The sequence below is a fragment of the Thiorhodovibrio winogradskyi genome (genome assembly GCF_036208045.1).
In the GTDB taxonomy this organism is placed as follows: domain Bacteria; phylum Pseudomonadota; class Gammaproteobacteria; order Chromatiales; family Chromatiaceae; genus Thiorhodovibrio; species Thiorhodovibrio winogradskyi.
In genome coordinates, this window is sequence record NZ_CP121472.1 from 2,259,525 (window position 1) to 2,278,333 (window position 18,809).

The window sequence follows — 18,809 nt, forward strand, 5'->3', positions numbered from 1 at the left end:
CTCCGTGTCCTTTCGCAAGCGCGTATCAACAGAGCTGGAGCTGAGCGACTGGTGTCGGCAGAGGTTTGTTGGGTGCGCCATCATCCACAATAAAATCCCGGGTGAAAGTCTCGAATTCCTGCGGTCGGGCATAAAGGTAGCCTTGGTGCAGATGACAGCCCTCGGCGAGCAGCCAGTGGGCTTGATCGAGCGTTTCGATGCCTTCGGCGACCACCTCGAAGCGCAAGCCCTCGGCCAGGGCGATAATGGCGCGCACCACCGCCTCGCCACTGCTGCCCTGGCCGAGTTCCTGGATAAAGGACTGGTCGATTTTCAGCGTATCGAGCGGAAAGCGCCCGAGATACCCTAGCGACGAATAGCCGGTGCCGAAATCGTCCAGCGCGATGGCCACGCCCAGCTCATGCAAGGCGTTGAGATTGTCGAGAACGCTGGCGGCTCGGGGCATGAGCGCGCGTTCGGTGATTTCCAATTCCAGGCTGGCGGGCGCGACGCCCGCGCGGGTCAGGCGCCGCGCGATCTCCTCGGCGAGTGGTTGGTGGTCGAGTTGGGCGGCGCTGATGTTGACTGCCAGGCGAAGATCCCCCCAGCCATGACTCATCAGGATGCGCAGGTCGGCGCAGGCGCGATCCAACACCCATTCGGTTAAGGGCACGATCAGGCCGCCATCCTCGGCGAGTGGAATAAAGCGCCCTGGCGCGACCAGCCCGTCGCGCGGATCGCGCCAGCGCACCAGCGCCTCGGCGCCGGCGAGAGTGCCGTCTCGGGCGTCGAGCTTGGGCTGATACCAGAGTTCCAGTTGCCCGTGGTCGATGGCCTGGCGCAGTCGCGCCTCCAGGGTCAGCCGATGCCGCTGGCGGTTATCGACTCTCGGCTCATAGACATGAATCCGTGTTCCGGAATACTCCTGCATGGCGGCGGCCTGGGCGCGGCGCGCCAGGGTATCGGCCTCCCGGCCGTGACGCGGCGCCTGGGCCAGGCCGACGCGCCCCGCGATGACCAGGTCGACACCGGCCACCGTCAAGGGGGTCTGCAAGAGCGCCACAAGCCGCTCGGCCAGGGCGAGACTGTCGGACGCGTTGCTGGCCGAGAGCATGGCGAAGGCGGAATCGCTCAGGCGCGCGAGCAGAGGGCCCTGATGCAGGTGCCAATCCTGGGGGGCGAGCAGCGGTGGGCGCGGCGGCACGAAGGCCAACTCCGCGCTCAGGCGCGCGACCAGGTCGCGTAGCAGGGGTTCGGTGACCGCCTCGCCCCAACCGACGCCAACCCGGCGCAGCGCATCGACCTCCAGCGCCAGCACCCACTGTTCGCGCCGCGGGTCGGCATCGAGCAAGCGTTGCAAATACTCAACGAAAAACGCCCGGTTCGGCAGTCGGGTCTTGCTGTCGTAATAGGCCAGGCGCACCACGCGCCGCGCCGCGCGGCGCAGATCAGTGACATCCTGCACGGTTCCCAGCCAGTGCGCGTGCTTGCCGGCATGGTACTCGGCCGTTTGCGCCAGAATCAGCCCGCCCGTGGCCAGGCGATGCTCGAATTGCAGCGGGGCGCCCGGCGCTTGATCGAGGCGCGAGAACAGCTCACGGATGCTGTCTTGATCAGTGGGGTGAATCAGGGCGAGGAGATCATGTGGCGCGCGGGGAGCGTCCGTGTCCGCCAGACCGAACAGGCCTCGGGCGGTGGTCGAGAGCACGAAATGGCGCGCCTCCGGCCAGTATTCCCAATGACCTAGCCGGGCACTGCGCTGCACCGCGCCGAGTTGACGTTCGCGGTTCTGCAAGGTCAGGGAGGTGTCATGGGCACGCAACAGGTAGCGCACCCGATAATGCAACAGGGCGGTGTGGACGGGTTTGGTCATGAAGTCGGTCGCGCCGGCGGCGTGGGCACGCTCAATCGACGCCGTGTCAGCGCCCGATGTCAGCATGATGATCGGTCGCTGACCCCAGTCGGGGTGTGCGCGCAAGGCCGCGCAGGTTTCAAAGCCGTCCCAGCCCGGCATGACCACGTCGAGCAGCACCAGATCGGGCATCAGCGATTGCAGGCAGGCGAGCGCCGCCTCGCCGCTCGCCGCCTCGGCGACCTCGATGTCGCCTTGCAAGCTGTTGCGAATGATCATGCGCATGAACGGATCGTCATCGACCACCAGCACGCACCGGCGGGCTTTGGGGGGAGGTTGCAGCATGAAATCGGCGGTGGCGCATCGGGAACCCGGTGGCGATTAGCAGTCCCTGCAAGAGGTCGTATCGAGGACGGGTGATTCAGCGGGCTTCGAGGAGGGTTGTCGCCCATGGCGCGCTTGGGGCAGATCGAGGGCCAGGGCGCGGCGGTGATCTGGCGTGGTCACCGCGATGTCGTGCACCTCGGGCATTGGAGCGGCGTTCCAAGTATCCGCGAACTCCGCCATCCCGGGGATACGCCCGCGTCTGGTGGTGATCGCGTCGCGGCCATCGGCGACGCGAATCACCCATTGCCAATCGGCGGGCACCTCGGTTGCCTGGTCGCGGTTCGGGCGTCGCGGGGAGACTGGCTGGGTGCCTTGTCGGGAGCCTTGTCGGGAGAGGCCATGGGGCGCGGCCGTCAGCCGGGGCAGCACATCGGCGGCGGCGAGACGATAGCCGCCCGCGTTGAGGCGCGAGGCCGTGTCCCGTGGTGACCAGTGCGCGGCATCCATGGTCCAGCGCAATTCAAGCGCGCAACCCTGGGCCGGGCAGCGACCGAGGGGAATGGTCAACTGATCGTCCTGCTGGAAGGCGGGCACGGCCATGCATTGCAGGGCCACTTGAATCGGACCGGTGGTGCCCGCTGGCAGGGTGGCGAAGACGGTGCCGCTGTCGCTCTGGGTGCCGAACAGGATCATGCGGCCGGTAACGCGACCTTGCCGCGGATTGACATCGAATTCGATCCAGCCACCTTCGGATCGCAGCTCCGGGGCGGCGGCCGCGGTCACCTGTGGCGCGGCCAGACCGAGGCCGATCCAGAAGGCAAGCAACAGGCCCGTGCCTGAGCAGCGGATCGGCTTGGGGGAGAGGGTTCGATTCCGCGGATGGCGAGCGGGTCCGCGAGCAAAAAGGCGTGCGGTCTTCGACATGGTTTGACTCCTTGGCGTTGAGGCATTGGCGGGTCAGCGTCGGGATAAGGCCAGCACGATAATACCAAAATGCGAAGCATTCGCGTTAAGTATTTTTCGCGAATTTGACTTTGCCCGACTGTGGGACCATTGGCTCAAGCTGTCCATGCGCCGCGACTGGGTGCGGGCGCGCGGCGATGACGTGCTTAGCATTGCCGTGGACGGAATGCCTGTGGAGCCGGAGAACGAGGACGCACCGGCTGATGCTCTCGGCCGGGGTCATCGGACAGTCGCTCGTTGGCGCGGAGGTAACGGACGCGGATCAGGGGCGGGGCCTTGCCGCCTCCGCGCTCGCCGCCATCACCGCTTGGTATTGCTCGGGCTCGAGAATGGCGCGGAAATGATTCAGCGCTTGAATTCGGATATCGGTCGCCTCGCGCTTCAGCCGTGTCAGCTCAGCGAGCCGATCCACGACATCGCTGGGGCTTTCACCCCGCTCGATCACCGCCTGGTAAATGGCTTTCTCAAGCTGCCACGCCGCCTGCACACGCGGATGAAGTTGGGGTGGATAAACCGCCCTGACTTCTCGGTGCAGACGGTCCATTTGCTCCGAGGTGATCCCGAACGCCGCCGGATCCTTGTGAATCACTCGCATCGGGTGCGGGAGACTGACGAGTTCACTGACCAGGAAGCTTGGGCGACTGCTCTCCTGCCTTGGACTGGATTCAGACTCGGCCACACTGGCGCCCGCGGTCAGAATCAGAAGCGGGGTTAGGAATAGCGAGAGTCGGACGGGGAAGCGAAAGTGCATGATGGTCAGTGCCTCGGTAAGCTTGGTTGGATGAAGACTGAGTCCGGATGTGATTGCCAACAATGAGAGCCAATCATGAGAGCCAGAGGTTCGAGCCAGGGGTTCGAGCCAAAGGTTAGAGTTTCAATAATCCGCGACGGGACACCATGAGTTCCCGATATCCGAACACAGCGCTCAGATGGTGCAGCAGGGCATGACCGCCCTGGTCGCGCCGAAAGGCGCGGGGGATTCCTAAACGAGCGCCGGAAGAGCAGTGGGCCGGGCGCGCGCGTCTCCGCCGCGGGTTCTGAGAAGGGGACGAGGTTCATCAAGGCACTCTGGCGGAAGGATGTGTTAAAGAAGGATGGGGTACAAAGGCGAATGATTCGTGATAAAGTTTTTGTTGTCAAGACGGACGGTCGGGTCAAGCAACTTATGCAAGGCCGCGATGCTCGGAGACGCCGAGGCCAAGTATCGGCTCGGTCAGGTGTTTGCCTTCGCCGAGGACATCCGCAACGACCCGGAGTTGGCCGCCGCCTGGTTCTATGATGCCGCCCAGTCCGATCACGCCAAGGCGCGAGAGGTGCTGGAAGTGCTGAGGATTGTCGCGCGGCCCAAGCGTCGTCCCTCCTGCGCCGATGGCCAGGGCAAGCGGGTCTCGCCCGGTCTGGCCGGGGGAGCGCGCGCCCACCGCCCGGCCCGGGCGCCTGCGGAGATCGTCCGGCTCGTGCATGGGCTGGCGCCCCACTACGGCCTTGACCCTGCCTTGGTGCTCGCGCTCATCGAGGCCGAATCCAGCTTCGATCCGGACGCCCGCTCGCACAAGAACGCCCAGGGACTGATGCAGCTCATCCCGGCCACCGCGACCCGCTTCGGCGTGCGAGACGTCTGGGATCCGGAGCAGAATCTGCGCGGCGGGATGGCCTATCTGCGCTGGCTGCTGAACCGCTTCAACGGCGACCTAGAGCTGGCGTTGGCCGGCTACAATGCTGGCGAGGCCGCGGTGGAGCGCCACGGCGGTGTGCCGCCCTACAAAGAAACACGGGCCTATGTGGCGCGCATTTTTCGGCGCTTGAAGGGGCGGTATTGACCAATGGTCCGCGACGCCTTGGTCCGTCGTGCAAAGCGACTTGGCGTTGAGCGCTGGTCGAGAGCGCGTCGCTCCGAGGGCGACCGGGCCCGTGGCGTTCCACCTGAGCGGCGCCTTCACATCCAAGGCCCTATGTCAACACATGCGGGCGCGCAAGGCATGGCGACTAGTGATCTTGACTTGGGTTGTTTCCGGGCGCCGATGGCGGCGGCCGCCGAGACCAAAGCTCACGGAATCCGCCCTCGCAGGAGAACTCGCGCAACAAGGCCCAGCGCCGGCCGCGCCGCGAGGGTGGCCCGGATAGAAAGGCGTCCCATAGCCAAGCGCAGAGGCGCGCGCGCAGCCGGCACGCCGGTTCCGCGCACTGGTCCGGCTGGGGTGAAGGGGGAGTGGCGGCCTTGGTGTCCCGTGGTCGTGGCAGGTTATTGAGGTGTTTCATTGGATACACTCCGCTGCATGGATGCTTGATGGGTAATGGCCGCCGCAGCCGCGGCCGCCTGGATGAGCGGATGGGACTGGCTCTCTGTCTGGCGTTCCGCCGGGAGCTCCGCCCGGCCAGCCGCCTGTTCAGCCGCCGGTTCATCGCGCGTCCCCTCGCCAGGGTTTAGGTCTTCCCAGGCCATCACCGCGTCGCGACCGTTGCGCTTGACCCAATAAAGCGCCTCGTCGGCGCGTCTGAGGATCTCCTGGCCGGAACTGGCCCCGGCCCCCTGGCGTTCGGCGCCAGTGGCCAACTCCCGATCACTGGCGATGGTGTAGCCCATGCTGGCGGTGATGCGCAGGCCGCGCCCGTCGTCGAGGAGGATCTCGGTGTCATGCAGTCGCTCGCGCAAGCGCCGCAGAAAGGCGCCGGTGTCGGCCTTGGTCGTGGCCGGGAGGATGAGCGCGAATTCCTCGCCGCCGAGGCGCGCCGCGAGGTCGGTTTCGCGCGCATGCTCGCGTAGCAGGGCGCCGAGTCGGGCGAGCACGCGGTCGCCACCGAGATGGCCATGGGTGTCGTTGACCTTCTTGAAGAAGTCGATGTCCAGGATGACCACGGCGAAGGGGGTGCCATGGCGCCGGGAGTAGGCCAGGCTGGCGTCCAAGCGCTCCCAGAAATGGCGCGAGTTGTAGAGTCCGGTCAGGCGGTCGGTGATGGCTTCGCGGCGCAGGGATTCGTTCAGGCTGAGAATGCGCTCGGACTGACGATGAACCATTTCCTCGCGCGTGCGGATGCCGGCGCGCATGCGCTCAATGTCCCGTTTGAGGCGGTTCAGCTCGTTCTCGTCATCCGGGTCGTGGGGCTCGGGGGCGATCTTGATTGGCACGCGAAAATTGCCCTGCTTGAGCCCGGTCAACACGGATTGAATCTCGCGGATGTCGCGTTCGGCGATCCAAGGCATGAAAAACGGCAACAATGCATAGATGGCGACCAGGTTCAGCAGGGTGAAGATGCCCAGGAACTCGAGATGAACAATATGCAATCCGAACAGCAGCGGCCCGAAGGCGGCGTAGCCGAGCAGCAGAATGACGAACACCGACAGGCGCACGCGGTTGATCAGGCGAAGCTGCATGGTGTCTTGATGTGGCCGGGGTGACAGGCATGGTTGACGCGGTCAGGGGTGCAGGCCCAGGGTGAGGGCGGGCCATTGACTGGTCAGGGATTCCGCTGGTGGCAACCACAGCAGGCCGGCTAGCATCAGCCCAACAATGACGACCGAGGTGAGCATGGAAGGGCCTTGATGCGTACGCGGGAGTTGCTTGATTCCGAGGCATCTTGGGGGCTTACGGCTGGTGGTGGGCAGGGTTGGCATCGCTTGGACTCCAGTGGCGGGGTAAAAAACGGTGACATGTCGGCAAGGCGGCTTGACAGCCATGATTTGGCACAGTACTATAAAAGCGAATGATTCGCAAAACGTATTTTGTTGGTTATGCTGTCATGACCCTTGGTCACGGGAGATTTCGCCATGCCCGCTGCCGATCCGCAAATCACCGCCAACCCCTTTTCCACGCATGCCCTGGCCGCACGCCGGCGCAAGATCGAAAAGCACCCGATCCAAGGTGGCGGCAGACAACCTCTGGCTTGAGAACTCGGCGCCGCCGGGGCACGCGATTTCACAGCCAGCGTGAGTTGTTGAAGTCCTTAACCGCAATCTGCAAGGGAGACTCTACACCCCGCTGCAATACCTGCCGGCGTTAACCGGCGTCGCGCTGGTGCTGGTGCTGGTGCTGGTGCTGGCGCTGGCGCTGGCGCAGTTTGGTCCCGAGCGGCTGAAAGGGCGCTTTCGCCTCTCGCTTCATCTGCCGCTGCGCGGTGACTGGCTGGTGTGAAGTTGGGTGGTGGTCGGTGCCCTGTTCGGCGCCTTGTTGAGCAGTCTGACCGCACTGGGGCTTTACCTGCTGATCGGCCAGTGGTTCCCGCGCGAGGCGGCATTCAGCGCGGTGCTGACGGCGCTGCCCTGGTTGCTGGGCGGTTGGGTGGCCTATACTCACCCCGCTGGAGCTGCCCGGTTATGACCCGGAGCGCATGGAGCTGAAACTTCTGTTTAATCCGCTCGATCCACCGCCATATGCTCCGACCGCCAGGAGATTCACGCTATCGCGATGGATCGCGAGTTAAGATCCATTGCTCGGTATCAGCGGCGCATAGCCATGGCCGCACCGCGTTTGGTTGATACCCTGTGGGACAGCCTGATCCCCGTCAGCCTGCATTGGCGCACGCCCGAGTCGCGCTATCCGCGCCTGACGCCGCAATGGCATGATGAGAATGCCGCCATCGGCATGGGCATCGCCTTGGTCTTGGCGCTCGCCTGGCCGCGCTGGCGCCGCGCGCACTTGCTCGGCAATTGGGCGTCCCTGATACTGGTGGCCCTGACCGGATTCCTCGGCCTCATCGAACTCCTTTTGTTTCCGCCGGAAGCCGAATCTGCGTCTTCTTGACTTTTGGAGCCGAACCACATGCCCTGAATGCCCGGCATTGGATGTTAAAGCAACAACGCCAACTGCAGCGGCAACTGTCGAAGCGCTTGCGTCAATTGCAGGCCGCACCCAGTGATACGACAGCGAGTGTCTTGGTCAGTTTCTTTTACGGCGTGTTGCATGCCACCAGATCCGGGCATGGCAAAGTCGTTATTTGAACCTACTTGCTCACGCATCGACAAGGTGCCCGCGAGATGGCGGTGGGCATCCGTCCCTGCACCGGCGCGGTGATGGTGCTGGGTGTGGCCAATTTGTTGAATCTTTGGTTGGCGGGAATATTTGCTGTGCTGTCCATGTCGATTGGAACGGCCATCACGGTCTTGATGTTGGCCATCCTGGCGATCCAGACTAATCACCTGCTGGCGCGCCTGCCGTACCAGCAGCGCCCTTACTGGCGCCTCCTGGGCCCAATAGGCGCCATTGTTGGCGGCTTGATGAACCTCGCGGGCGGCTTGTTGCTGTTGCAAGACAGTGCCAAGGCACCATCCCATCCGCTGTTATCCGCTCAGACATCCCAGGTCGAAGATGGATCAACCCGCAGCAAGCGCGAGGAATTGGCCAGAATGCCCAGCGTGTGCAGGATGTGGATCAGCCCGCCCATGGTCGGGCTGAGCCGTCCGAGGGCGCCGAAGCCGATGCCGATCAGATCGGTGCCCACCGCCAGCGCGTAGTTCTGATCGGCGGTGCGCAGGGTGATACGGCTGAGCTGGCGCAGGGCGAACAGCTTGCCGATGTCGCTGTCGGCCAGTGCGATGTCGGCCACCTCGACGGCGACTTCCGAGCCGCCGGCGCCCATGGCGATGCCAACATCGGCCTCCGATAGCGCCAGGGCGTCGTTGACGCCGTCGCCGATCATCACGATGGCGCCGCCGGACTCGGCGCGCAACTGGCGCACCACGGTGGCCTTGTCCTCGGGCAGCAAGTCGGCGTGACAGGCATCCAGCCCCAGTTCGCGGCTCAACCCCTCGGCGACGCCGCGCTCGTCGCCCGAGATCAGAACCAGGTGTTCGACCCCAGCGGCCCGCAGCCGGGCGATGGTCTCGCGTGTGCCGGAGCGCAATTGGTGGCGAATGCCGATCACGCCCTGGAGGACGCCATCGAGCGCCAGATAGACCAGCGTCAGTCCGCGCGCGCGCAGCCGATCCGCTGCCGCCGCCAAGGGCCGGGAGTCGATACCGGCCTCGGCCAGCAGCCGGGCGTTGCCGAGCAGCACTTGGCGGCCATCGACTTCGGCCTTGACACCGTGACCGAGCAGATGCTCGCTCTTGCTGTGTTCTTGCAGTTCGATCTCCAGTGCTTGGGCATGGGCGACGATGGCATGGGCGAGCGCGTGCGGATTGTGCCATTCAGCCGAACCTGCCCAATGCAGCAGGGCGCGCGGATCATCGGCTACCACCTCGGCCACTTCCGGCGCGCCGGTGGTCAGGGTGCCGGTTTTGTCAAAACACCAGATCGACGCCTGGCCGACCTGCTCCAGCGCGGCGCCGCCCTTGATCAGCATCTGGCGCCGGGCGGCGGTGTAAATGGCGGCGCTGACTGCGGTCGATGCGGCGAGCACCGTCGAGCAGGGACAGGACATGATGAGCATCACGGTAAAGGCGCGCGTCAGACTTCGGGTGAGCACGAAAGTGCCCAAGGTCATCAAGCTGCCCAGACGCAGCAGGCGCGTGGCCAGCAGGTCAGCGCGCTCTTGCAGCGGGGCTTTGTCGTCCAGCGCCTGATCCACCAAGGCGGCGATGCGGGCCAGATAGGTGTGCTCGCCGACCGATGCTGCACGCACCCGCAGCACCCCCTGTTCCAAATAGCTGCCGGCATACACCATGTCGTCGCGGTTCTTGAGCACCGGCTCGGCACGGCCGGTGATCACCGCCTCGCTGACCTCGGCTTGACCGTCTTCGACTCGCCCATCGACCGGGATCTTCTCGCCGGTGCGCACCACCACCAACATGCCGGGTAGGATCTCGGCGACCGGCACCCTCAGCTCGCTGCCATCGACCAGCACCCAGGCATCCTTGATGGAGAGCGCCAGCATGTCGCGGATGGCGCGGCGTGAGCGTTCGGCTACGAATCGCTCTAGCAGCCGCCCGCCGGTGAGCACATAGATGATCTCGAAGGCGGTGGCCGCCTCGCCAAAGCCGATCGCCAGCAACAGCGAAAAGGCCAGGAATTGATGCAGGGTGAAGCGCTTCTCGACCGTGGTTTCGTACCAGGCATCGCGCAGCAGCGGCACGGCGGCGATGAGTGCCACGCCGCCAGTCAAACTCATCGCGCCGCCGGCCAGCGGGCGCTTGAGCAGATGCTCGCGCACCAGGATGACACACAGATAGCCGGTCAGCAGGGCAAAGCCGAGCAGGCGCCACAGCCAGGAGCGGCGGCCAACTGCGGCTTGCCGGGTTGAACCGACGCCTTGGCGACAGGCGCGGCAAGCGATGCGGCGCGGGCTTGGGTGCGCGGCTGGAATGGGCGTGCCCAAGAGGGCGTGCAGGGAGGCTTCGATCTCCTCGCGCCGGAGACGATCCGGCTGCCAGGTGACGATCAGGGCGCCGCAGGCAGGATTGATCCGCACTCGCACACCGCCGTCGAGTGTTAGCAAACCGGCGTTGAGTCGTTCGCCGAGTAAGGGATTGTGCCGCAGGATTGAAATGCGCAGCCGCAGGCGACCGGGAAGAGAGTGTTGCACACGGATCATGAAAAAGAGGCTCTCAATAACACGGATTCAGCACAGCAAAAAGCGAAGCCGCATCAAAAAATTACAAATAACAACAATTCTTATTTATAATCCTTTTCGGCGGCTCGCGCAAATCGGTGATCGCAAGCCATGCGGTCAAACGTGGGCCTTTGGTTATCTCGTGACGGGAATCCTTATGAATATCGGCATCTTTTACGGCTCGACAGGAGGCAACACTGAAAACGTGGCACGTCTGATTCGCAGGCAGCTTGGTGGCAAGGAAATCACGCTGATCAATGTCGCCTCGCTGCAAGATGCACAATCCATGCAGGATTACGATCTGCTGGTCTGGGGTTGCCCGACCTACGGCGATGGCGAATTGCAGGACGACTGGGATCTGCTGGAGCCACGACTGGATGACGTCGACCTGCGTGGCAAGCTCGTGGCCATTTTCGGACTCGGCGACCAAGAGGGCTATGCGCACAAATTTGTGGATGCCATCGGCATTCTGCACGAACGGGCGCTCGATTGCGGCGCGGATACCATTGGTCATTGGTCGGATGAGGGCTACGACTACGAGGCCTCGCGTGCCCTGATTGCTGAGAGTCTGTTGTGCGGGCTGGCCATTGATGAAGACAACCAAAGCGAATTGACCGAGGAGCGGGTGTCGCGGTGGTGCGCGCAAGTGCTCGAGGAAACCAGGGTCATGCTCGGACCCTAAACCGCCGGAACCTCTCGCACGCGTGCATCAAGCGAGTTTCCCACCAAGGCGGGCAGGATTATGATTCCTGTCAGGGATTGCCCGGGCGATGGTGACGGCGAACCGCAACACGCCCATATTCGAGAGACTTCGGATGACGTTGGCGCTGGGCGGTTTCCGCGCCCCGCGCACTCCCTGTTGCTTTCACCAAGGAGGTTGAAGTATGTCCCTTGCTCAAGAAGATCTGAATCATATCAAGCAGGAAATTGGCCTTTATGTGAAGGAAAATATCAGCGCCTGGTTGGCTGAGCAAAGCCTCGGCAAGCCGCCGGTGGTTTATGAGATTGAACTGCGCGAGCGGATGGTGCGGGTTGATGATGAACTGAAAAACCAGCGCGAGTTGATGCGCGAAGGCTTCAACCAGATGGACAAGCGCTTCGAGCTGATGCATGCGAACATGGACAAGCGCTTTGAGCTGATGCAGTCAAGCATGGACAAGCGCTTTGAACAGGTCGAGAAACGCTTCGAGCAGGTTGACAAGCGCTTCGAGCAGATCGACAAACGCTTCGAACAGATCGACAAGCGCCTTGAGCTGATGCAAGCGGATATGGATAAACGCTTCGAGCAGGTTGACAAGCGCCTTGAGCTGATGCAAGCGGATATGGATAAACGCTTCGAGCAGGTTGACAAGCGCCTTGAGCTGATGCAAGCGGATATGGATAAACGCTTCGAGCAGGTTGACAAGCGCCTTGAGCTGATGCAAGCGGATATGGATAAACGCTTCGAGCAGGTTGACAAACGCCTTGAGCTGATGAAAGCAGACATGGATAAACGCTTCGAGCAGGTTGACAAGCGCTTTGAGGGCGTGCAGCAAGACATCCGCGCTTTGCAACTGCGCATGGATCACTTCATGCGCTGGTCGTTTGGTGTCACCATGGGCACCGGCGGTCTGATTGTTGGCATCCTAAAACTCTGGCCCTGAGCCGGCGTGGGCGAGGCGCTTCAACCAAAGTGAATTGACCGAGGAGCGCCTGTCACGGTGGTGTGCGCAAGTGCTCAAGGAAGCCAGAGATGATCGACCACCAGCACGCGCTGGCTAGTTCTGGGTGGAGGTTGCAGCATGAAATCGGCGCGGGCGCATCGGGGACTTGGTAGCGATCAGCAGTCCGTGCAAGAGGTCGGATTGACGATGGGCAATTCAGCGGGCTTCGAGGAGGGGAGTCGGCCATGGTTCGCTTGGGGCAGTTCGAGTGCCAGAGCCCGGCGGTGATCCGGCGTGGTCACCGGGATGTGTTGCACCTTGGGCTTTGGAGCGGCGTTCCAGGTATCCACAAACTCCGCCATCCCGGGGATGCTCCCGCGTCTGGTGGTTATCGTGTTGCGGCCGTCGGCGATGCGAACCACCCATTGCCAATCGGCCGGGACGTCGGTTGCTTGGTCGAGGCTAGGGCCTGGTTGGGAGCCTGGTTGGGAGCCTGGTTGGGAACGGCGATGCGGCGCGGCCGTCAGCCGGGGCAGCACATCGGCGGCGGCGAGATGATAGCCGCCAGCGTTGAGTCGGGAAACCCTGACCTTCGGCGACCAGCGCGCGGCATCCATGGTCCAGCGCAATTCAAGCGCACAACCCTGGGCCGGGCAGCGACCGAGTGGAATGGTCAACTGGTCGTCCTGCTGTAAGGCGGCCACGGCCATGCATTGCAAGGCTACTTGAACCTGGCCGATGGTGCCGGGTGGCAGGGTGGCGAAAACGGTGCCGCTGTCGCTGTGGGTGCCGAACAGAATCATGCGGCCTTGAACGCGAGCTTGCCGCGGATCGACATCGAATTCGAGCCAGCCACCGTCGGATTTCAACTCAGGGGCGGCGACCGCGGGCGCCAGCGGCGCGACCAGACCGAGGCACAACCAGAGCGCAAGGACAAGGCCTGTACCCGCCCCGCGGACAGGCATGCGGGGCAGGGGTCGATCCCGGCGATGGCGAGCGGGAGTGCGAGCAAAGAGATGCGCGATCTTCGACATGGTTCGACTCCTTGGCGATGAGGCAATGACGGTCAGCGACTTGACAAGTCCAGCACCATAATAACAAAATGCGAAGCATTCGCGTTAATGATTTTGCGCGGATTCTGCTTAACCTGACTGTGGGAAATGTCGCATGAAGACTTCTGTTGTTCGTCTCCATTGGATCTTGGTTGGTGGCCTGGCCTTGGCGGCGGGCGGGCCAGCGCAGGCCGATCTTGAACTCGCCCAACAAAGTGGCTGTACCATCTGCCACGGCGTCGATCAGGGCATTGTCGGCCCGTCTTACAAGGAGGTGGCCGCCAAGTACAAAAGTGATCCCAGTGTCGTCGCTACCCTGGTTGCCAAGGTCAAGGCTGGCGGCGCGGGGAACTGGGGCGAGGTGCCCATGCCGCCAAATTCCCCCCAAGTGAGCGATGAGAACATCCGCAAACTGGTGGAATGGGTGCTCAGTCTATGAGCCATTGGGTTGGGTTTGTGCCGAGGCGTGGCGCGCCGGTGCGGCGCACCCTCGCCATGGCGCTCGCCGCGGGGATCAGCCTGGATCTCAATGCGACGTGCCAGTTTGTCATGGATGTCGATGATTCCATGAGGTTTCCGGTGGGTGAACTGCACGCCAGCGCCGAGTGCTCCACGATTGAACTGACCCTGCGCCATCACGGCCATCTTCCCAAGCTCTCCATGGGTCGGAACTGGGTGCTGGTGCGCGGCGAGGATGTGCTCGGCATTGCTTTTGACGGGATGGCGGCGGGCTCTGTCAATGACTATCTTCGTCCCGGAGACCATCGGGTTGTGGCACACACGGCCATGATCGGCCCTGGAGAGCAGGCTCGAGTAGAGTTTTCGCCACGCGATCTCACCCCTGGAGAAGATTATCGTTACTTTTGCAGCTTTCCCGGGCATTGGGCGGTGATGACCGGGCGTTTCATTCTCCATCCTTGATTTTGCGCGTGAGTTTCCGCCGCGCAGTGGTACTGCTTGGGTTCCTAATGGTCATGGATGGGGCTTTATCGCTTCCGCGCTTGCCGCCATCACCGCTTGGAACTGCTCGGGCTCAAGAATGGCGCGGAAACGATTCAGAGCTTGGATACGGATATCAGTGGCCTCGCGCTTCAAGCGCGTCAGTTCGTCGAGCTGATCCGCGACCGCACTGGCATTTTTGCCCCGCTCAATCACTGCCTGGTAAATGGCTTTTTCAAGCTGCCACGCCGCCTGCACACGCGGATGAAGTTGGGGTGGATAAACCTCCCTAACTTCTCGGTGCAGACGATCCATTTGTTCCGGCCTGATTCCAAACCGATCCGGGGCGTCGACGATAATCCGCATCGGGTGGGGTAGAACGACCAGCTCACCGACAAGGAAGCCTGGGCGACTGAGGGTGTGATCAGGACTGATGACAGGCTCGGCCTGACCAGGACCGCTGGTTAGCATCAGGGACAGCGAGATCAGAAATGTGAATCGGATGTGCATGCTTTAAGTGCCTCGGAAGCTTGGTCTGCTGAAGAGTGAAGTAACAGTTAAAAATTCGTGATACAGCCTTAGTCGTCAAGAAAGCTGTCAGAGGCACCTATGATTCTATACATATAGCGCATGATTGCGATGCGATGCGATTCGGTGCAGGCGGCATGGCAGTGCAACAAGCGAATCGCTGGATGCAGGTGACAACCTGTTTTGATTTGTGAAATGCCATGTCATGACGCCACATGATGATTTGCGTGAAAAATACAAAACAGAATACGATCAATTTGCGATAATATGAAGGTAGCAGTCAAAATGCCTTCTGTCAACAAGTGCGTGCTCACAAACATCCTGACTACAGATCTTGGTCTGGTTGGTTTCTGGACGGTGATGGCGGCCTTTGCCGAGATCGAATGACGCAGTCGTCTTTTTTACAGGAGAGTTCCCGCAACAAAGCCCAGCGCCAGTAGCGCCGCGAAGGCGGTCCGGACAGAAAGCCGTCCCACAGCCAGGCACACAGCCGCTCCCGCAGCCTGCATGCTGGTTGCGCGGACTGGGGTGGGGGTGCCTGGGGACTGCCGGACTCGGCGTCATCCAGCCGTATGTGGTTATGACTGTGTTTCATGCGGTGCACTTCTCTCCGGGGAAAGTCTGATGACTGTTCGTGGTCACTCCCAGGGTGGCCTTGATGAGCGAATGGGCCGGCTTTGTTGACTGGTGTTTTGGCTTGGCTTTCTGGCCGGTCATCAAGGATCTCCTCGCCAGGTTCAGGTCATCCCAGGCCATCACCGCGTCGCGACCGTTGCGCTTGACCCAATAAAGCGCCTCGTCGGCGCGTCTGAGGATCTCCTGGCTGGAACTGGGCCCGGCGCCCTGGCGTTCGGCGCCAGTGGCCAACTCCCGATCATTGGCGATGGTGTAGCCCATGCTGGCGGTGATGCGCAGGCCGCGCCCGTCGTCGAGGAGGATCTCGGTGTCATGCAGTCGCTCGCGCAAGCGCCGCAGAAAGGCGCCGGTGTCGGCCTTGGTCGTGGCCGGGAGGATGAGCGCGAATTCCTCGCCGCCGAGGCGCGCCGCGAGGTCGGTTTCGCGCGCATGCTCGCGTAGCAGGGCGCCGAGTCGGGCGAGCACGCGGTCGCCACCCACAGCAGGCCGGCTAGCATCAGCCCAACAATGACGACCGAGGTGAGCATGGAAGGGCCTTGACGCGTGCGTGAGAGTTGCTTGATTCCGGGCATCTTGGGGGTTTGCGGCTGGTGGTGGGCAGGGTTGGCATCGCTTGGACTCCAGTGGCGGGGTAAAAAAACGGTGACATGTCGGCAAGGCGGCTTGACAGCCATGATTTGGCACAGTACTCTAAACGCGAATGATTCGTAAAAAGCATTTTGTTGGTTATGCTGTCATGACCCTTGGTCACAGGAGATTTCGCCATGCCCGCTGCCGATCCGCAAACCACCGCCAACCCCTTTTCCACGCACGCCCTGGCCGCAAGCCGGCACAAGATCGAGCAGCACCCGATCCAAGGTGGCGGCAGACACCCTCTGGCTTGAGAACTCGGCGCCGCCGGGGCACGCGATTTCACAGCCAGGGTGCGTTGTTGAAGTCATTAACCGCAATTTGCAAGGGAGACATTCGATGATCCAATGGCGTGGTTATTCTCGATCAGCGCCGGCGCCGGTACTGGCACTGGCACTGGCACTGGCACTGGCACTGATATGCGCCTTGCTGCTGGGTGGCGCGACTGGTTGTTCCAATGAAGCATCCAGCGCCACCCTGGGCGTTGAACCGACGGATAAGGTCGGCGTGCTGCTGGTCAGTCATGGGTCGCGCTCCAAGCGCTGGCGCCAGATGCTCCTTGATGTCGAGCAGGCGGTGCGCGAACCCTTGCTGGACATGCCGGAGGTGGAGGCGGTGCGCAGCGCCTTCATGGAAGAAAGCGAGCCCTCGATCACCACCCAGCTCAAAGCCTTCGACCGCGAGGACTTCGATGCCATCATCCTGGTGCCGGTGTTCCTCACGGTGAGTTCGCACTCGGTGAATGACATCCCGACCATCGTCGGCATGCAGTCCAACCCCGAAACCCTTGAGCGTCTGACCAAGGAAAAGATCGCCATCTACCGACCCCAGGCGCGCGTCACCCTGGTGCCGACGCTGGATTTCACCACCCTGCTCAAGGATAACGTCACCGCGCGCGCCGAACGGCTGATCGAACAACCCGAGGACACTGGTGTGGTGCTGGTGGCCTATGGCGATGCCCGCTACAACCAGCAGTGGGAAGAACTGATGAGCGAACTTGGCCGGGCGCTCAAGGCCAAGCTTGGGATTGAGACGGTCGCCTACGCTTGGTGCGGACATTTGGTTGACTACTCGCCCGAGCCAACCCAGCGCGCCATCGAGCAGGTCTTGGAGCTGGAACCCCGGGCCGCAGTGCTGCCGCTGCTGGTGGCCTATGATCCCATGTTCCAGGACGACGTCATCGGCGCGGCCGTGGAGCAAAGTCCGCGCTCCGACGACATCCTTTACCGGCCCGACGCCATTCTGCCGGACGAGAATCTGCATCGGTGGATCCTCGACATCGTCCAGCAAACACTGGTGGAGTCCTAAACGGGCGCATTGCAGCGCCATACCCAAATGTCAACGGCGATGATCAGCAAGCATCGGGTGATCAGGTTATGGCGGCGCTGGCTCGCCACGATGGTCCTTGCTGCCGCGCTCATTGGATTCGGGTTGCAAACCACCGAACGCGGCGAGGACCCGCGGCCACCTAAATATCTGGCCGATCCCGCGCATCAAGTGCCCTGTCTGCTCGACGCAAGCGAGGGTGCTGGGTGCGACATTGGATTCACCGCCGCGCATGGCCTGACCGAGGATCCGACCTGGCGTGGCGAGGGCCATGGGCTGCTGGGGCGGTCGCCGCCAGCACCGGCCCCCTTCGGGTTGGCTGTGGACGCGCGCAATGATCCGGTGCTCTCGGACGCGGCGGGCGCGGCCCTGCTGCGCCGAGCGCGCACCCAGGAACCCGATGCGCATCGCTTGGATCTGCGTCCAGGCGCGGAGCACAGTGTTGTCGAACGTCGCGATGCGCGGGGACGCTATCGCGGCCTGTATCTGGACAATGTCGAGCTTGAGAGCCGCGTCCGCGGGTTCGCCGGCCCAATCGAGCTTGGCGTGTATGTTGATGAGCAGGGGCGTATCCGCAAGCTGGTGCATCTGGATTCCCGCGAGACGCCGAGCTACCTGCGCCAGCTCGCAGACGCCGGCTTTTATGCACGCTTCAGCAGATTGCCCGTGGATCGGGCCGAGCATCGCGTCGACGCGGTCAGCGGCGCGACCCTGACCTCCCGCGCCCTCGCCGCGGGGCTGACCGAGTTGGTCGCCGTCGCCGAGGATCCGCTTGGCGACTATCTGGAGGCATCGCCCCGCGGCTTCGCGGTCGTGGCGCGGCTGTCGAACGCGTGGATCGGCCATGCACTGCTGTTGCTTGGACTCTTTGTGCTGGCTTGGCAAGGACGCGGGGCACTCAGTGGCGCCGACTGGCGGCTGCACGGGCTACTGGCGATCGGTGTGCTCGGGCTGCTGCTCAACGACGCCTTCACCTATGTGACGCTGATGCAGCCTTTGTTCGGCGTCACTCTGTCGGCCTTTGCCACCCTTTACCTGGTTCTGGTGCTGCTGGGCGCGATCTGGGATGACAACACTTATTGTCGGCGCATCTGCCCCTTCGGCCAGGCACAGCGGTGGGTCGCGCGCTGGGATCGCGGCTCACGCCTGAACCGCTGGCCGTTGTCGAACCGACGCATGCGCCAACTGCGCCGACTGCTGACGCTGGTCTTGATTGTGGGGATTCTCGCCGGTTTCGAGCACTGGCGTGGATTCGAGTTGTTTCCCGATCTGTTTGGCTTCGATGCCGGTTCGCCGTGGTTTTTGCTGGCGCTCTTTCTGGTGCTGCGGGTGGGTGCCTGGATCCCCATGCTGTGGTGTCGCCTGCTGTGCCCGACCGGCGAGGCGCTGGATACGCTTGCAAGCCTGATGCGGCCAGGCCGTGATAAAAACATATCGTGTAATAAATAG

General features: G+C 62.8%; 19 protein-coding genes. 10 read left to right on the forward strand and 9 right to left on the reverse strand.

The window, feature by feature from the left end; translation table 11 throughout:
• Positions 1-25: 25 nt before the first annotated feature.
• The 3 genes from Thiowin_RS10015 to Thiowin_RS10025 all read right to left on the reverse strand — a co-directional run bounded on the left by Thiowin_RS10015 (position 26) and on the right by Thiowin_RS10025 (position 3,935).
• On the reverse strand, positions 26-2,176 hold the full coding sequence (locus Thiowin_RS10015; protein ID WP_328987584.1) for a putative bifunctional diguanylate cyclase/phosphodiesterase: 2,151 nt from the start codon (positions 2,174-2,176) through the stop codon (positions 26-28).
• Between the two features lie 36 nt (positions 2,177-2,212).
• Positions 2,213-3,082, reverse strand: a complete 870-nt coding sequence (locus tag Thiowin_RS10020; RefSeq protein WP_328987586.1) for a hypothetical protein — start codon at positions 3,080-3,082, stop codon at positions 2,213-2,215.
• 301 nt (positions 3,083-3,383) lie between these two features.
• A complete protein-coding gene (locus Thiowin_RS10025) occupies positions 3,384-3,935 on the reverse strand; it encodes a hypothetical protein (protein ID WP_328987587.1) in 552 nt (183 codons plus the stop codon).
• Positions 3,936-4,299: 364 nt separating this feature from the next.
• Between Thiowin_RS10025 and Thiowin_RS25270 the strand changes: the two genes are divergently transcribed.
• The gene (locus Thiowin_RS25270; protein WP_408034187.1) at positions 4,300-4,941 is read left to right on the forward strand and encodes a lytic transglycosylase domain-containing protein; all 642 of its coding nucleotides are present in this window, start codon (positions 4,300-4,302) and stop codon (positions 4,939-4,941) included.
• 422 nt (positions 4,942-5,363) lie between these two features.
• Here Thiowin_RS25270 and Thiowin_RS10035 read toward each other — a convergent pair whose 3' ends face one another.
• Both Thiowin_RS10035 and Thiowin_RS10040 read right to left on the reverse strand, forming a co-directional pair.
• On the reverse strand, positions 5,364-6,494 hold the full coding sequence (locus Thiowin_RS10035; protein WP_328987588.1) for a GGDEF domain-containing protein: 1,131 nt from the start codon (positions 6,492-6,494) through the stop codon (positions 5,364-5,366).
• A 42-nt stretch (positions 6,495-6,536) separates the two neighbouring features.
• Positions 6,537-6,734, reverse strand: a complete 198-nt coding sequence (locus tag Thiowin_RS10040) for a hypothetical protein (RefSeq protein ID WP_328987590.1) — start codon at positions 6,732-6,734, stop codon at positions 6,537-6,539.
• 526 nt (positions 6,735-7,260) lie between these two features.
• Between Thiowin_RS10040 and Thiowin_RS10045 the strand changes: the two genes are divergently transcribed.
• On the forward strand, positions 7,261-7,437 hold the full coding sequence (locus Thiowin_RS10045) for a hypothetical protein (protein WP_328987591.1): 177 nt from the start codon (positions 7,261-7,263) through the stop codon (positions 7,435-7,437).
• Positions 7,438-7,572: 135 nt separating this feature from the next.
• Positions 7,573-7,860 (forward strand): hypothetical protein, encoded by a 288-nt coding sequence (locus Thiowin_RS10050; RefSeq protein ID WP_328987592.1) that lies wholly within the window; start codon positions 7,573-7,575, stop codon positions 7,858-7,860.
• A gap of 44 nt (positions 7,861-7,904) precedes the next feature.
• Here the strand turns inward: Thiowin_RS10050 and Thiowin_RS10055 are convergent, their stop codons facing one another.
• Both Thiowin_RS10055 and Thiowin_RS10060 read right to left on the reverse strand, forming a co-directional pair.
• On the reverse strand, positions 7,905-8,390 hold the full coding sequence (locus Thiowin_RS10055) for a hypothetical protein (protein ID WP_328987593.1): 486 nt from the start codon (positions 8,388-8,390) through the stop codon (positions 7,905-7,907).
• Positions 8,391-8,404: 14 nt separating this feature from the next.
• Positions 8,405-10,588, reverse strand: coding sequence for a heavy metal translocating P-type ATPase (locus tag Thiowin_RS10060; RefSeq protein WP_328987594.1), 2,184 nt, complete (start codon positions 10,586-10,588; stop codon positions 8,405-8,407).
• 175 nt (positions 10,589-10,763) lie between these two features.
• Here Thiowin_RS10060 and Thiowin_RS10065 point away from each other — a divergent pair, with 175 nt between their 5' ends.
• On the forward strand, positions 10,764-11,288 hold the full coding sequence (locus Thiowin_RS10065; RefSeq protein WP_328987595.1) for a flavodoxin: 525 nt from the start codon (positions 10,764-10,766) through the stop codon (positions 11,286-11,288).
• A 202-nt stretch (positions 11,289-11,490) separates the two neighbouring features.
• Positions 11,491-12,249: a hypothetical protein gene (locus tag Thiowin_RS10070; RefSeq protein ID WP_328987596.1), complete on the forward strand. Its 759-nt coding sequence runs from the start codon at positions 11,491-11,493 to the stop codon at positions 12,247-12,249.
• 176 nt (positions 12,250-12,425) lie between these two features.
• Here the strand turns inward: Thiowin_RS10070 and Thiowin_RS10075 are convergent, their stop codons facing one another.
• Positions 12,426-13,283 (reverse strand): hypothetical protein, encoded by an 858-nt coding sequence (locus Thiowin_RS10075; protein ID WP_328987597.1) that lies wholly within the window; start codon positions 13,281-13,283, stop codon positions 12,426-12,428.
• 133 nt (positions 13,284-13,416) lie between these two features.
• Here Thiowin_RS10075 and Thiowin_RS10080 point away from each other — a divergent pair, with 133 nt between their 5' ends.
• From Thiowin_RS10080 to Thiowin_RS10090, 3 genes are all read left to right on the forward strand, one after another.
• Positions 13,417-13,740 carry a c-type cytochrome gene (locus Thiowin_RS10080; RefSeq protein ID WP_328987598.1) on the forward strand — a complete coding sequence of 108 codons (324 nt, stop codon included), beginning with the start codon at positions 13,417-13,419 and terminating at the stop codon, positions 13,738-13,740.
• On the forward strand, positions 13,737-14,222 hold the full coding sequence (azu, locus tag Thiowin_RS10085; protein WP_328987599.1) for an azurin: 486 nt from the start codon (positions 13,737-13,739) through the stop codon (positions 14,220-14,222). The genes Thiowin_RS10080 and azu overlap by 4 nt, the downstream gene beginning before the upstream one ends.
• A gap of 96 nt (positions 14,223-14,318) precedes the next feature.
• The gene (locus Thiowin_RS10090) at positions 14,319-14,618 is read left to right on the forward strand and encodes a hypothetical protein (RefSeq protein WP_328987600.1); all 300 of its coding nucleotides are present in this window, start codon (positions 14,319-14,321) and stop codon (positions 14,616-14,618) included.
• Between the two features lie 741 nt (positions 14,619-15,359).
• Here the strand turns inward: Thiowin_RS10090 and Thiowin_RS10095 are convergent.
• Positions 15,360-15,869, reverse strand: a complete 510-nt coding sequence (locus Thiowin_RS10095) for a GGDEF domain-containing protein (protein WP_328987601.1) — start codon at positions 15,867-15,869, stop codon at positions 15,360-15,362.
• 504 nt (positions 15,870-16,373) lie between these two features.
• On the opposite strand from Thiowin_RS10095, the gene Thiowin_RS10100 reads away from it, so the two are divergent.
• Entirely contained in the window at positions 16,374-17,342 is a 969-nt protein-coding gene (locus Thiowin_RS10100) for a sirohydrochlorin chelatase (protein WP_328987603.1), read from the forward strand.
• 123 nt (positions 17,343-17,465) lie between these two features.
• The gene (locus Thiowin_RS10105) at positions 17,466-18,809 is read left to right on the forward strand and encodes an FMN-binding protein (protein WP_328987604.1); all 1,344 of its coding nucleotides are present in this window, start codon (positions 17,466-17,468) and stop codon (positions 18,807-18,809) included.

Coding starts and splice junctions, on each gene's coding strand:
- Thiowin_RS10035 (WP_328987588.1), bottom strand. CDS start 6,494: ATGCAGCTTCGCCTGATCAACCGCGTGCGCCTGTCGGTGTTCGTCATT.
- Thiowin_RS10020 (WP_328987586.1), bottom strand. CDS start 3,082: ATGTCGAAGACCGCACGCCTTTTTGCTCGCGGACCCGCTCGCCATCCG.
- Thiowin_RS10065 (WP_328987595.1), top strand. CDS start 10,764: ATGAATATCGGCATCTTTTACGGCTCGACAGGAGGCAACACTGAAAAC.
- Thiowin_RS10040 (WP_328987590.1), bottom strand. CDS start 6,734: ATGCCAACCCTGCCCACCACCAGCCGTAAGCCCCCAAGATGCCTCGGA.
- Thiowin_RS10075 (WP_328987597.1), bottom strand. CDS start 13,283: ATGTCGAAGATCGCGCATCTCTTTGCTCGCACTCCCGCTCGCCATCGC.
- Thiowin_RS10055 (WP_328987593.1), bottom strand. CDS start 8,390: ATGGGATGGTGCCTTGGCACTGTCTTGCAACAGCAACAAGCCGCCCGC.
- Thiowin_RS10100 (WP_328987603.1), top strand. CDS start 16,374: ATGATCCAATGGCGTGGTTATTCTCGATCAGCGCCGGCGCCGGTACTG.
- Thiowin_RS10070 (WP_328987596.1), top strand. CDS start 11,491: ATGTCCCTTGCTCAAGAAGATCTGAATCATATCAAGCAGGAAATTGGC.
- Thiowin_RS10080 (WP_328987598.1), top strand. CDS start 13,417: ATGAAGACTTCTGTTGTTCGTCTCCATTGGATCTTGGTTGGTGGCCTG.
- Thiowin_RS10050 (WP_328987592.1), top strand. CDS start 7,573: ATGGCCGCACCGCGTTTGGTTGATACCCTGTGGGACAGCCTGATCCCC.
- Thiowin_RS10060 (WP_328987594.1), bottom strand. CDS start 10,588: ATGATCCGTGTGCAACACTCTCTTCCCGGTCGCCTGCGGCTGCGCATT.
- Thiowin_RS25270 (WP_408034187.1), top strand. CDS start 4,300: ATGCTCGGAGACGCCGAGGCCAAGTATCGGCTCGGTCAGGTGTTTGCC.
- azu (WP_328987599.1), top strand. CDS start 13,737: ATGAGCCATTGGGTTGGGTTTGTGCCGAGGCGTGGCGCGCCGGTGCGG.
- Thiowin_RS10015 (WP_328987584.1), bottom strand. CDS start 2,176: ATGCTGCAACCTCCCCCCAAAGCCCGCCGGTGCGTGCTGGTGGTCGAT.